The sequence below is a fragment of the Caulobacter sp. BK020 genome (genome assembly GCF_004342605.1).
Taxonomy (GTDB): domain Bacteria; phylum Pseudomonadota; class Alphaproteobacteria; order Caulobacterales; family Caulobacteraceae; genus Caulobacter.
Genome location: NZ_SLZL01000003.1, coordinates 134,777 through 148,368, shown reverse-complemented (window position 1 = coordinate 148,368; position 13,592 = coordinate 134,777). Strand labels below are relative to the sequence as shown.

At 70.7% G+C, this 13,592-nt stretch carries 7 protein-coding genes; 4 read left to right on the top strand and 3 right to left on the bottom strand.

What is annotated here, in order from left to right; genetic code table 11:
• Window positions 1-52 precede the first annotated feature (52 nt).
• Together EV278_RS04735 and treF are read left to right on the top strand one after the other, a co-directional pair.
• On the top strand, window positions 53-2,620 hold the full coding sequence (locus tag EV278_RS04735) for a TonB-dependent receptor (protein ID WP_132087273.1): 2,568 nt from the start codon (window positions 53-55) through the stop codon (window positions 2,618-2,620).
• 260 nt (window positions 2,621-2,880) lie between these two features.
• The gene (gene treF / locus EV278_RS04730) at window positions 2,881-4,473 is read left to right on the top strand and encodes an alpha,alpha-trehalase TreF (protein ID WP_132087270.1); all 1,593 of its coding nucleotides are present in this window, start codon (window positions 2,881-2,883) and stop codon (window positions 4,471-4,473) included.
• Between the two features lie 25 nt (window positions 4,474-4,498).
• Here treF and EV278_RS04725 read toward each other — a convergent pair whose 3' ends face one another.
• The 3 genes from EV278_RS04725 to EV278_RS04715 all read right to left on the bottom strand — a co-directional run bounded on the left by EV278_RS04725 (window position 4,499) and on the right by EV278_RS04715 (window position 10,413).
• Window positions 4,499-7,051, bottom strand: a complete 2,553-nt coding sequence (locus EV278_RS04725; protein WP_243692082.1) for a response regulator — start codon at window positions 7,049-7,051, stop codon at window positions 4,499-4,501.
• A 183-nt stretch (window positions 7,052-7,234) separates the two neighbouring features.
• Window positions 7,235-8,596 carry a sigma-54 dependent transcriptional regulator gene (locus tag EV278_RS04720; RefSeq protein WP_132087264.1) on the bottom strand — a complete coding sequence of 454 codons (1,362 nt, stop codon included), beginning with the start codon at window positions 8,594-8,596 and terminating at the stop codon, window positions 7,235-7,237.
• On the bottom strand, window positions 8,593-10,413 hold the full coding sequence (locus EV278_RS04715; RefSeq protein WP_243692081.1) for an ATP-binding protein: 1,821 nt from the start codon (window positions 10,411-10,413) through the stop codon (window positions 8,593-8,595). Before EV278_RS04715 ends, EV278_RS04720 begins: the two co-directional genes overlap by 4 nt.
• 227 nt (window positions 10,414-10,640) lie before the next feature.
• On the opposite strand from EV278_RS04715, the gene EV278_RS04710 reads away from it, so the two are divergent.
• Complete coding sequence (locus EV278_RS04710; protein WP_132087259.1) at window positions 10,641-11,981, top strand: dicarboxylate/amino acid:cation symporter; 1,341 nt, start codon at window positions 10,641-10,643, stop codon at window positions 11,979-11,981.
• A gap of 99 nt (window positions 11,982-12,080) precedes the next feature.
• Window positions 12,081-13,529, top strand: a complete 1,449-nt coding sequence (locus EV278_RS04705; protein WP_132087256.1) for a porin — start codon at window positions 12,081-12,083, stop codon at window positions 13,527-13,529.
• The last annotated feature ends 63 nt before the right edge of the window (window positions 13,530-13,592 follow it).

Sequence of the window (13,592 nt, the reverse complement as noted above, 5' to 3'; positions counted from 1 at the left end):
TCACCTTCCAAAGCGCCGCAATCAACGTCGGCGCGCTTGGGAGGGAAGACCAATGCGCAGATCCTTCGACCGCCGCCTCGCCTGGGGCTCCACCGCCGCCGCCGCCCTGATGCTGCTGGCTGCCCCCGCGGCCGTCCACGCCCAACAGCAGCGGGCCACCTACAGCTTCGACATTCCCGCCCAGGATCTGAGCGGCGCCCTGCGGGCCTTCGGCCAGGCGTCGGGCCAGCAGCTGGCCTATGACGAGGCCAGCGTGCGCGGCAAGCGCGCCCCGGCCCTGACCGGCGCCTTCACCGCCGAGGCAGGCCTCAAGCGCCTGCTGCACGGCACGGGCCTCAGCGCCCAGCCCACCGCCAGCGGCGTCTACGCCATCCGCGCCAAGACCCTGCTGGTGGCCACCAGCGCCCAGACCGAGGCCCAGCCCGCCACGGCCGTCGAGCCCACGCCGGAAACGCCCGCCCAGGTCGACGAACTGATCGTGGTCGGCACCCCCGGCGGCCGCGGCATCGACAAGCTGGCCGCCAGCTTCGCAGTGACGACGGTCAACGCCGACGACATCACCAAGGCCTCGCCCAAGAGCACCGCCGAACTGCTGACCCTGGTGCCGGGCGTCTGGGTCGAGACCTCGGGCGGCGTGGCCGGCGCCAACGTCTTCGTGCGCGGCTTCCCCGCCACCGGCGACGCCGAGTTCCTGACCATCCAGCTGCAGGGCTCGCCGATCTATCCGCCCTCGACCCTGTCGTTCCTGGAGAACAGCTCGATCTTCCGGGTCGACGAGACGATCTCGCGGATGGAGGCCCTGCGCGGCGGCCCCAACCCGATCTTCTCGAACGGCCAGCCGGGCCTGACCACCAACTTCCAGCTCAAGGAGGGCGGCGAGGAGACCCACGGCCTGGTCAAGCTGACCGCCTCCGACTACGACCTGCGCCGCGTCGACGGCCTGCTCAGCGGCAAGCTGGCCGACGACCTCTATTTCATGGTCGGCGGCTATGCGACCACCTCGCCGGGCGTGCGCGACACCCAGTTCGACAGCGAGGTGGGCCAGCAGTTCACCGTCAACATCACCAAGCGGATGGAGCGGGGGAAGCTGAACCTCTACGCCCGCTACACCGATGACCACGGCGCCTGGTACCTGCCGTTCGCGATCAACGTGCCCGGCGTCGACAAGGGAACCTACACCCAGCTGGGCGAGGCCAGCCGCTTCCACACCCTGCAGGTCAACGCCGCCGGCGCGACCCGAAGTTTCGACCTGGCCGACGGCCGGGGCTTCAAGGGCTATGTGGCCGGCGGCAGCTTCGAGCACGAGTTCGGCGACGGCTGGCAGGTGCGCGACCGCTTCAGCCTGACCGACGGCGACGCCGACACCTACGGCCTGGTGCCCGACGGGGCGGCGATCACCGTGGCCTCGCTGAACACCGTGGTCCCCGGCGCGATCACCACCCGCGGCGGGACCGCCCTGGGCGCCAACGACTACGTCCAGAACTGGGGCGCCTGGATCGTCGAGAAGAAGATCAAGGCTGTGACCAACGACCTGTCGATCGCCAAGACGGTGGGGACCCACCAGCTGTCTGCCGGCTACTACGCCTCCAGCTTCAAGTCCGACGACTTCTGGACCATCGGCAATGTCGAGCCGATGCAGGTCAAGGCCAACGGCGACTACCTGGCCGCTCCGGTCACCTGCGCCGACCTGGCCGCGGCCGGCAGCACCTCCAGCTGCTTCAAGTTCGGCCTGACCTCGGCCGGCGACGGGCGGGTGGACGCCTTCTACCTGGCCGACTCCTGGCAGGTGATCGATCCCCTGCGCATCGACCTGGGCGTGCGCCGCGAGCGGTTCCAGACCGACTACGTGGTCGATGACGGCCCCGGCTTCCCCGACGGCCTGGCCCTGCGCGCCACCGACTACAGCAACAGCAAGACCAGCTACACCGTCGGGGTCAACTACGACATCAACGCCGTCTCGGGCGTGTTCGGTCGCTATTCGCGCGGCTACAAGTTCCCCAGCTTCGACAACTTCCGCGAGGGCCTGACCGACACCCTGTCGGTGGACCAGTACGAGCTGGGCTACAAGCTGCGCAGCGGTCCGTTCGAGCTCTACGCCACCGGCTTCGCCAACAAGTTCGAGGGCGCCAAGTTCGCCGACGTCGGCGGCATCCAGGAAAGCAACAGCAACAAGGCCCACGGCGTCGAGCTGGACGGCCGTTGGCGCTCGGACTTCGGCCTGTCCCTGGCCCTGAACGGCACCTTCCAGAAGACCGAGATCGTCAAGTCGTCGATCCCCGGCAACAAGGGCAACAGCGCCCAGCGCCAGCCCGACTGGATGATCCGCTTCACCCCCAGCTACGACGTGACCCTGGGCTCGGTGGAATCGACCTTCTACGGCACGGTCAGCGCCGTGGACGACCGCTTCGCCGACAACGCCAACACCCAGGTGCTGAAGGGCTACACCAAGGTCGACCTGGGCGCGATCTTCGACGTCAACGACTTCACCGTCCAGGTCTCGGCCGACAACCTGACCGACAGCCACGGCCTGACCGAGGGCGACCCGCGCTCGACCAGCGGCGCCAACGCCCGCCCGATCCTGGGCCGGTCGTTCAAGGTCAGCGTCGGCTACAACTTCTGACCGGCCCCCAGTCCGGTCGGGATCCGCCGGGGCCGCTTCGGCCCGGCGGGAACGACGCCGCTCCCCCGCGGCGCCGCTTGCGGATCGGGTTCGCCCTGGACCCGATCCGCGCTTTTATCGTTTTGAGTTCGATTGATTTCATTTCCACTCATCCCGGCGAGGACCCAAGCCGAGCTTGAAGGTCGGCTTTGAGCCAGGAACGTCCACCTCCGCTTGGGTCCCGGCTTCGCCGGGATGAGTGGAGGAGAAGGAGGAATTTCGTGAAACATCGTCGCGTCCTCGCCGCTTCCGCCCTTTGGCTGGCTCTCGTCTCTCCGACGCTCGCCCTGGCCCAGACGCCCAAGACCAGCGAGATCCCCTCCCCCGCCGACACCTACGGCGCGCTGTTCCACCAGGTGCAGATGCGCAGGCTGTTTCCGGACGGCAAGACCTTCGTCGACGCCGCGCCCAAGCGCCCGCCAGCCCAGATCCTGGCCGCCTATCGCGCCCACGCCGCCTTCACCGACGCCGAGCTGAAGCGCTTCGTGCATGCCAATTTCGACGTTCCGCTCGGCGCGCCGCTTCCCCGGCCGTCCAAGGACCGCACGACGCTGAAAGCCCACATCGCCGCCCTGTGGCCGGTGCTGACCCGCCCGCCGGTCGAGGCCGTGGACGGCGGCAGCGCCCTGCCGCTGGACAAGCCGTTCGTCGTGCCCGGCGGGCGTTTCCGCGAGATGTACTACTGGGACAGCTATTTCACGATGCTGGGCCTGGCCGCCGACGGCCGCCAGGACGCGGTGGAGAGCATGGTCGACGACTTCGGCGGGCTGATCGACCGCTACGGCCACATCCCCAACGGCACGCGCACCTATTATCTCAGCCGCTCGCAGCCGCCGTTCTACTTCGCCATGGTCGGGCTGACGGACAAGACCGACAAGGCGCGGTTCAAGCAGCGCCTGGACCTGATGCGGCGCGAGCATGCCTTCTGGATGGACGGCGAGAAGACCCTGGCGCCCGGCCAGGCGCATCGCCGGGTCGCCGCCCTGCCCGACGGCGCGATCCTCAACCGCTACGCCGACGACCGAACCACGCCGCGGGACGAGTCCTACCGCGAGGACGTGCTGACCGCGCGCGAAGTCGCCAACCGCCCGGCCGGCGAGGTCTTCCGGGACCTGCGCTCGGGCGCCGAGAGCGGCTGGGACTTCAGCTCGCGCTGGATGGCCGACGGCAGGAGCCTGAAGACCATCCAGACCACGTCGATCGTCCCGGTCGACCTGAACGCCCTGATGTACGGCCTGGAGACGGCGATCGCCGAGGGCTGCGCCGACCTGGCGGACGCCCCGTGCGTCGCCGAGTTCAGCGGCCGCGCCAAGGCTCGCCAGGCGGCGATGGACGCCTATCTGTGGGACGCCCCGCGCGGTCTCTATCTGGATTACCAGTGGCGCCAGCGCACCCGGCTGGACCATCCCAGCGCCGCGACGCTCTATCCGCTGTTCGTCGGGGCGGCGAGCGCGGACCAGGCCAAGGCCGTGGCGGCGTCGACCCGCGCCCTGCTGCTGGCCCCCGGCGGCCTGCGCACCACCACCGTCTCGACCGGCCAGCAGTGGGACACGCCCAACGGCTGGGCCCCGCTGCAGTGGGTGGCGGTCTCGGGCCTGCGCCGCTACGGCGAAGAGGCCCTGGCCCGCGACATTGGTGAGCGCTGGCTGGCCACCGTGGCCCGCGAGTACAAGGCCAGCGGCAAGATGCTTGAAAAGTATGACGTCGAGGAGGCCAAGGCTGGCGGCGGCGGCGAATACCCGCTGCAGGACGGCTTTGGCTGGACCAACGGCGTCACCCGCGCCCTGCTCGACCTCTATCCGGGGGCGGATTGACCCACGCCACGAAGCCTTCGGGCGCTCACCCGCCTGTCGCCACGCCCGCTCTTCGCCTTGCGCGCGACGCGCCCGGGCCGACGTCCTGCCCAGCCTCATGGTCCGTCACCGGCGTCCGGCCGGCCCGCGTCACCGCCGAGACGAGGGCGGCCATGTCCACCGGCTTGACCACGAAGTCGTCCATGCCGGCCTCGCGGCAGGCCCGGATCTGGTCGTCCATCACGTCCGCGGTCAGGGCGATGACCGGCAGTGCGGCCCACTCGGAACGGGCGCGGATGCGGCGCGTCGCCTCCAGGCCGTCCATCACCGGCATGTTGACGTCCATCAGCACCACGTCGAAGGCCTCGGTCTCCAGACGGTCCAGAGCAGCCTGCCCGTGCTCGGCCTCGACCACCACGCAGCCGAACGGCGCCAGCATCACCCCGACCACCTTGCGGTTCACCGGATGGTCGTCGACCAGCAGGACCTTGCGCCCCTGGAGATCGAACGGCGCGGGGGCGTCTTCCTCCGCTTCGGCCTGAGGCGCCTCGACGGCGACTGCGCCGCAGCGGAAGGACAGGGTGAAAGTCGAGCCGACGCCTTCCTGGCTCTCGACGGTGACGCCGCCGCCCATCATCTCGGCCAGCCGGCGCGTGATGTTGAGCCCCAGGCCGGTGCCGCCGAACTCGCGCGCGGTGGCCGCATCGGCCTGCACATAGGCGCCGAACAGCCTGGACAGGGTCTCGGCCGACATGCCCACGCCGCTGTCGGCGACGCGGATCGTCGCCAGGACGTCGCCGTCCGCCAGCGGCTCGCACCGCAAGGTCATCGCCACCTCGCCCTGGGCGGTGAACTTCACGGCGTTGGACAACAGGTTGGAGACGCACTGACGGACGCGGACCGGGTCGAAGGACAGGCTGGCGGGCGTGTCACCCTCCGCGGCGAAGCTGATCGCCAGCCCCTTGTCGGCGGCCAGGGCGCCGTGCAGCCGGGCGGCGCGCGTGCAGGTGTGGACCAGGTCCCCGGGGATCGGCGCGATATCCAGCTTGCCGGCCTCGATCTTGGACAGGTCCAGCACGTCATTGAGCAGGGTCAGCAGGTTGCGGCCCGAATCCTCCAGCAACTCCACCTGCTCGCGCTCGCCCGGTTCCAGCGGTTCCAGCTTCAGCGCCTGGGCCAGGCCCAGCATGCCGTTCAGGGGCGTGCGCAGCTCGTGGCTCATCGTGGCCAGGAAGGTCGACTTGGCTTCGCTGGCCGCCTCGGCCCGCGCCCGCGCCTCGCGCAGCTGCCGCGAGACCCGGCGCTGGTGGACGACCCAGGCCGCGCCGCCGGCCGCCAGCAGGGTCATCAGGCCGGCGACCAGGGTCCAGGCCGTGTTCAGCCCGCGCTGGAGCGCGGCCTCCTTCTCCACGTGCTGCAGGCGCTCACGCTTGGCGCCCAGCTCGGCCTGCAGGGCCGAGGAGATGTCGGCGATCTTGTGCTGGTGGTCCTCGTCCAGGGCCAGCATGGCCTTGCGCCGCCAGCGGTCATAGACGTCGAACGCCTCCAGGCCGCGCTTCTCGGCCCGCAGGATGTAGGCGTCGCTGAACAGGTCGAACAGCGGGTCCTCGGCGCCCAGGCCGTCGGGCGCGGCGCGCAGCCGAGCGAAGTCGCGGCGGGCGCCCTTGGCGTCACCCAGGCGCGCCTTGACCTCCAGCCGCAGGCGTAGGGCCGCCACCGCCCAGCCGTCCTCGGGCCGGTCCAGCAGCGGTGCGATGTCGTCCAGACACCTCAGCACGCGCGGCCACTGGGCCTGGTCGAAGGCGATCGAGGCGCAGAGATAGCGGTTGAAGAACAGCGCCCGGGGCCCGCCGGACGTCTTGATGACCTCGCCATGCAGGGCGGCCAGCCGCTGGGCGGCGGCGTACTCGCCCGCCGCACTGGCCATGGAGGCCAGGTCGTAAACGCGCTCGGCGTCCTGGGTCGCCGAGCCGATCTTCCGATCCAGGGCCGCGGCCGAGGTCATGTGGTCCAGGGCGCTGACATGGTCGCCCAGGTCGCCCAGCGTCGTCGACAGCAGGGTGTGGGCCTCGGCCGCCAGGGGCCAGGTCAGGGGGTTTTGGCCATCGACGTCGCGAATTAGCGCCGTCCCGACCGTCGAGGCGTTGGCCCATTGGCTCAGGGCGACGGCCACCCGCAGCCGTTCCAGCTGCGCCACGCGGCGGACGTCGGGCCCGGCGGCGTCGAACCGGCTCCAGACGGCGTCGTCCAGGTGATCCGCGCGGCCGGACAGCACCGGCGCCGACAGGGTCATCGCCTCGACCATGCCCGCCAGCCTCGGCTCGCCGTCGCGCGCCGCGGCCGTGCGGAGCTGAGCGCCCCAGCGTGCGAAATCGGCGTCCTGGCCATTGTTCCGGTAGTAGTTCAGCACCCGCCAGGCGCTGTAGAAGCGGGCGTCGCCCTTGGCCGCCAGCGCCGAGCGGCCCATCGTCTCGATCAGCGTCGGCGTCAGCTTGCCATGATGGGCGCGGATCTGCTCGCCCAGGGCGTCGAGGCGGGCCTCCCGGGTTTCGGCGCGCGCCGGGCCGGCCGTCAGGGCGACCAAGGTCAGGACAGTCATGACCAACGCGATCGCCATGGCCGCGCGACCGGCGCTCCTGCCGACGATCCTGATTGTCGCCATCGGCGCCCCCCACTACGTTCCCGCCGACCAAACCACGACTTGATGCAGCCAGGCTTAACGGGCGACCGAAAAACGCGAATGCGGCTGCGACGGATTGCCCTTCTCGTGGGACGGGCGGCGTCAGGGCCGAGGACCGCGCCGCGAAGGGCGATAGGCGTCGATCTCGATCCCGTGGCGACGCAGCTTGTCGTAGAAGGTCTTGCGCGGCGTGCGCAGCAAGGCCATCGCCGCGCGCGCGTCGCCGTTGCAGGCGGCCAGGGTCTCGCGGATCGCCATGGCCTCATACCGCTCGACGCGTTCGGCCAGGCCGTCGGCCTGGTCGCCTGTCCCCGCTTCCGGCGTGATCGCCGAGGACAGGCCCAGGGCCACCCGCTCGGCGTAGTGCGCCAGTTCCCGAACGTTGCCGGGCCAGTCATGGCCCAGAAGGTGGTCGCGAACGGCGGCGGTCAGGTGAGGAACCGGCCGGCGGAAGCGCGCGGCGGCTTCGGCCAGGAAGTGGCCGAACAGCATCGGCACGTCCTCGCGCCGCTCGCGCAGGGGCGGCGCCACCAGGGTGACGACGTTCAGCCGGTAATAGAGGTCGGCGCGGAACAGGCCCTCGCGGACCGGCTCGACCAGGTCGATCTTGCCGGCGGCGATGATGCGGAAATCCAGGTGTCGGGGCTCGGCCGCGCCGATCGGCCAGATCTCCCGTTCCTCGACCACCCGCAGCAGCTTGGCCTGCATGGCCGGGGTCAGGCCCTCGATCTCGTCGAGAAACAGCACGCCGCGATCGGCGTGCTCCAGGCGGCCGATGCGGGGACGGCCGCCGGCCGCGCCGCCGGTCACCCCGAACAGCTCGGCCTCGAACACCGCTTCGGGCAAGGCGGCGCAGTTGACCGTGACCATCGGGCGGGCGCGACGCGGGCCGCCACGATGCAGGGCCTGGGCGATCAGGTCCTTGCCCACCCCGGTCTCGCCCTGGATCAGCACGTCGACCTCGGCCTCGGCCAGTTGGGCGATCGTGGCGCGCAGGCGCTGCATGACGGGCGCCTCACCCAGCAGGGGCGAGCCGGCGCCCCCGTGGAAGGTCGCCGCCGCCTCCAGGCGACGGTTGTCCAGCACCAGGCTCCGCTTCTCCAGGGCCCGCGCCAGGGCAGCCGCCAGCCGCTCCATCGGGAAGGGCTTGGAGACGAAGTCGTAGACCCCGTCCTTCAGGGCGGCCACGGCCATGGCCACGTCGCCATGGCCAGTGATCAGCAGCACGGGAATGTCCGGGTCGATCGCCTGGATGCGCGCGAACAGCGCCAGACCGTCCATGCCCGGCATGCGGACGTCGGAGACCACCACGCCGGGGAAATCCCGCGACAACGCCTTCAGCGCGGCGGGGCCGTTATCGAAGGCCGTGACCTCGAACCCGGCCAGGTCCAGCCCCTGGACGGCGGCCGCCCGCAGGGCGTCGTCGTCGTCGATGAACAGCACCTTGCCGGCCGGCGCTGTCATCGGTCGGCCTTGCGCAGGATCAGGGTGAAGGTCGCGCCCTCGCCTGGGATCGAGGCCGCGGTCAGTTGGCCGCCGAAGCCCGCCGCGATGTCGCGGGCGATGACCAGGCCCAGGCCCAGGCCTTGTGGCTTGGTGGTCAGGAACGGGGTGAACAGGCCGCGTTCGACCTCGGGCGCCAGGCCCGGTCCATTGTCGCCGACGGCGATCTCCACCGTGTCTCCCGCCTCGCGCACGGTCAGGGTCACCAAGCCCTGGGGGCGGTGCTCGACCGCCTCGAAGGCGTTCTGCAGCAGGTTGACCAGCACCTGCTCCAGCCGGATCCGCTCTCCCAGCACCTTCAGTCCCGGCGCCTCGCCCTCGCGGACCAGGCGCGCGTCGTGCCGACGCGACCGGCTGGCGGTCAGCAGGACCGAGCCTTCGATCACCTCGGACACCAGGGTCGGCTCGACCCGGCCGTCGGCCTTGCGCGAGAAGGCCCGCAGCTCGTCGGTGATGCGGCCGATCCGCTCGGTCATGGCGGCGATCGCCACCAGGTTCTCGCGCGCCGTTTCCGGCTTGCCACGGCCGATCAGCACCAGGCCGTTGTCGGCGTTGGCGCGGATGGCGGCCACCGGCTGGTTGATCTCGTGCGCCACCCCGGCCGCGATCTGGCCCAGGGCCGCCAGCTTGTTGGCCTGGACGAGATCGGCCTGCAGCGCCCGCAACCGGGTCTCGGTCCGCTGCCGCTCGTCGACCTCGCGCGACAGGGCGCGGTTGACCTCGGTCAGCTCCTGGGTGCGGACCTCGACCCGCCGTTCCAGCTCCGCCCGGGCCTCGCGTTCGCGCTGGGCGGCCAGGCGGATGCGCCGGCGGCGGATCCCCAGCCAGAACAGCACCGTGCACAGAAGGATCCAGACCAGGGCGGTGATCCAGCGCGCCGCCGCGGCGGCCTGGTCGACGGGCGTGGCGGCGGTCAGCAGGTGCAGCGTCCACCCTGGAGCCACGTCGGGCAGCAGGGTCTCGATCTGGCGCTCGGCGCGGGCCAGGTCGGTCCGCTGCACGCCGTCGCCGCCGCGCGACCTCAGGGGCAAGGGCGCGAACGCCGCGTCGCCGAACTGGCCCTGCTCCCGCAACGCCGCACGCTCGTTTTCCGGCAGCGGATGGCGCACCTGGAAGCGCCAATCCGGCTGGCTGGTGATCAGCACCAGGCCGCGCGGATCGACGACGAAGGCCGGCTCGCCGATGGCCCGCCAGGCCGCCTCGACGCCGTCGAACTCCAGCTTGACCACCACCACGCCCAGCGGCCCGGCGGCGCCGTCCACCCGGCGGGTCAGGTAGAGGCCCGGCTTGCGGCTGACCGTGCCCAGGGCGAACTGTTCGGCCTGGCCCCGGCGCATCGCCTGGGTGAAATAGGGACGAAAGCCGTAGTTCGACCCGACGAAGCTGGTCGGCTTGTTCCAGTTGCTGGCCGCGACGGTCACGCCGTCGGCGGCGATCACATAGACGGCGGCGGCGCGGGCCTGGACGCCCAGAGCCTCCAGCTTGCGCGACAGGGCCGCCAGCCGGGCCGGCGCGCGGCTGGTCAAGGCCGCCTCCAGGTCGGCGTCGTCGGCCAGGACCAGGGGCAAGGCCCGCTGCTTGTCCAGTTCGCTGCGCAGCACCGCCGCGTGCAGCGCAGCCGAGGCCGTCGCCCGTGACCGCAGGGTCGCCATGGCGCGGTGCTGCACCAGCGCCCCGACCGCCCAGGCCAGGATCAGGCCGATGACGCCCGCCGCCAGGGCCAGGCCCAGCAGGCGCCGGCGCGAGACGGGCGTGTCCGATAGTGAAGACGATCCCAAGTCAGCCTCCAGAGATCGTGTCACATACCACACAAACTTGGATCTTCGTGGGCGGAATACGATACGGGTTGAGCAGCGGAAGCGGGGTTTCGAATAGAATTTTACAATAAAATCAATCATTTACTTTAACAAAAAGAAAATCGACGACGCGCGGTGAAATTCCCGCACTCTAGGCCCAAGCGCCACGCCTTCAGAGACGCGCGAGGAAACGAGCCCAGGAGCCGCCGATGATCCCGCAGACCCCCGCCGCCGCGCCGCCGCGCCCCGGCCGCTGGTACGCCCACCTCTACGTCCAGGTGCTGATCGCGATCACCGCCGGGGCCCTGATCGGCCATTTCTATCCGACCTTCGGCGAGTCCCTCAAACCGCTGGGCGACGCCTTCATCAAGCTGGTGAAGATGGTCATCGCCCCGGTGATCTTCCTGACCGTGGTCACCGGCATCGCCGGCATGCGCGACCTGGGCAAGTTCGGCCGCGTCGTGCTGAAGGCCTTCGCCTACTTCCTGACCTTCTCCACCCTGGCCCTGATCCTGGGCATGGTCGTCGCCAATGTCGTCCATCCGGGCGCGGGCATGAACATCGACCCGGCCAGCCTGCACAGCGACAAGGTCGCCGACTACGCGGCCAAGGCCCACGAAACGACGATCGTCGGCTTCCTCAGCAACATCATCCCGGCCACCGTCACCGGCGCCTTCGCCGACGGCGACATCCTGCAGGTGCTGTTCTTCTCGATCCTGTTCGGCGTCGCCCTGGCCCTGGTCGGCGACAAGGGCCAGCCGGTGGTCGACCTGCTGGAGTCCATCGCCCACGCCTTCTTCCGCCTGGTCGGCATCCTGATGAAGGCCGCCCCGCTGGGCGCCTTCGGGGCCTTCGCCTTCACGATCGGCAAGTACGGCATCGGTTCGGTGATCAACCTGGCCGCCCTGGTCGGGACCTTCTACGCCACCTCGCTGGTGTTCGTGCTGGTGGTGCTGGGCGCGGTGGCGCGGTTCAACGGCTTCTCGATCCTGCGCCTGATCCGCTACCTGAAGAGCGAGCTGCTGCTGGTGCTGGGCACCAGTTCGTCGGAATCGGCCCTGCCCAGCCTGATCGACAAGCTGGAGCGGGCCGGCTGCGCCAAGCCGGTCGTCGGCCTGGTCGTGCCGACCGGCTATTCCTTCAACCTCGACGGCACCAACATCTACATGACCCTGGCGGCGCTGTTCATCGCCCAGGCCACCGGCGTGCACCTGTCGCTGGGCGACCAGCTGCTGCTGCTGGGCGTGGCCATGCTGAGCTCGAAGGGCGCGGCCGGCGTCACCGGCGCGGGGTTCATCACCCTGGCGGCGACCCTGTCGGTGGTGCCCTCGGTGCCGGTGGCCGGCATGGCCCTGATCCTGGGCGTCGACCGGTTCATGTCCGAGTGCCGGGCCCTGACCAACTTCATCGGCAACGCCGTGGCCACCATCGTCGTCAGCCGCTGGGAGAACGCCCTGGACAAGGACCAGCTGGAGGCCGCCCTGGCTGGTCATCCACTGCCGTCCGACGCGGAGCCCGCGCCTGACCCGGCCACGATCGCGGCCGAATAGGCTTTCTTCCGCGGGAGGCCGTTTCGACGGCCTCCCTCCCGTCCCCCATCCCGACCACCGGCTTCCGGCGCCCGGCGCCGAAGACGGGGAGACTCCGCCATGCGCAGGCTTTTCGCCACCACCGCCCTCGTCGCCGCCAGCCTGGCCGGCGCGGCCCACGCCGAGGATCCCGACCTGGCCGCGCTGAAGGCGCAGATCCAGGCGCTGCAGGCCCGCCTCGACGTGCTGGAGCGCCAGGCCGCCGCCCCGACCGCCCCGACCGCGGTCGCGCCTGCCGCCGCGCCGATCCAGACCCTGCCATCCAAGCCGGCCCCCAAACCGGCGACCGAGCCGGTCCGCTGGGAGAACTCGCCGCGCTTCACCGACCCGGCGACGGGCGCGACCTTCAAGCTGCGCGGGCGGATGTCGCTGGACGCGGTCGATTCCACCACCGAGCGCGACGGCCTGGCCGACTACCACGCCCGCCAGTTCCGCGCCCGCCAGCTGTTCCTCGGCGTCGAGGGCCAGACCGGCCGCTGGGCCTATCGCCTGGAAGGCGGCGCGGTCAGCGGCGGCGCCTGGGGCTGGGACGACGCCATCATCGAATACAAGCTCAGCGACCGGACCTCGCTGCTGGCCGGCAACCAGAAGGCCGCCTCCCTGGAGGGCCTGACCTCGTTCAAGTCGATCACCTTCATGGAGCGCGGCGCCTATGGCGACCTGATCGACGCCGGCTACACCCTGGCCCTGGAAGCGGTGCGCACCGGATCCAACTGGTCGCTGTGGGCGGCGCTGCAGGGCGACAGCATCAACAAGGCCGACGTGACCGGCGGCTTCGACCCCAACCAGGCGGTCGAGCGGTCGGGCGCCACGGTGCGGGCCACCTGGTCGCCCAGGCTGTCGGAGACCGACCGCCTGCACCTGGGCGCCTGGGCGCGGCGGCGCGACCGCGGCGGCGAGACCGGCTTCACCTATTCGGCCGCCGCCAACACCGCCTTCCGGCCGCAGACCGCGTCCGGCGCCACCCTGCTGAGCACCGGCGCGGTCGGCGACGGCGACACCACCCTGGCCCTGGAAGGCGCCTGGATGCACCGCGCCCTGTCGGTGCAGGCCGAGGCCGCGCGGATCAAGGTCGACCGGATCGCCACCAGCCTGAGCCCGGCCCTCGGCGGTCCGAACTTCGACATCGTCACCGCCTATGGCGCGGTCAGCTGGTTCCCGACCGGCGAAACCCGGCCCTACAATCCCAACGGCTCTTTCGGACGGGTCAAGGTGCTCCATCCGCTGGACAAGGGCGGTTTCGGGGCGGTGGAGCTGGCGGCCCGCTACGACTACGCCGACCTCAGCGACATGGCGGCCAACACCGTGGTGGCGCCGACGCTGCAGACCGGCCTGGCCACCGCCGGGATCTATCGCGGCGTCACGCTGGGGGCCAACTGGTACCCCTACAGCTATGTCCGCCTGACAGGGAACCTGACCCGGGCCAAGATCGACAACCGCAATATCGCCGGCTCGCAGCTCGACGCCGACGTCACCGTGGCTCAGGCCCGCCTGCAGGTGGAGTTCTAGGATCGATGTTCGAGGCCGTGCGTAGTCCTCGTCCTTCGACAAGCTCAGGATGAGGACCATGGA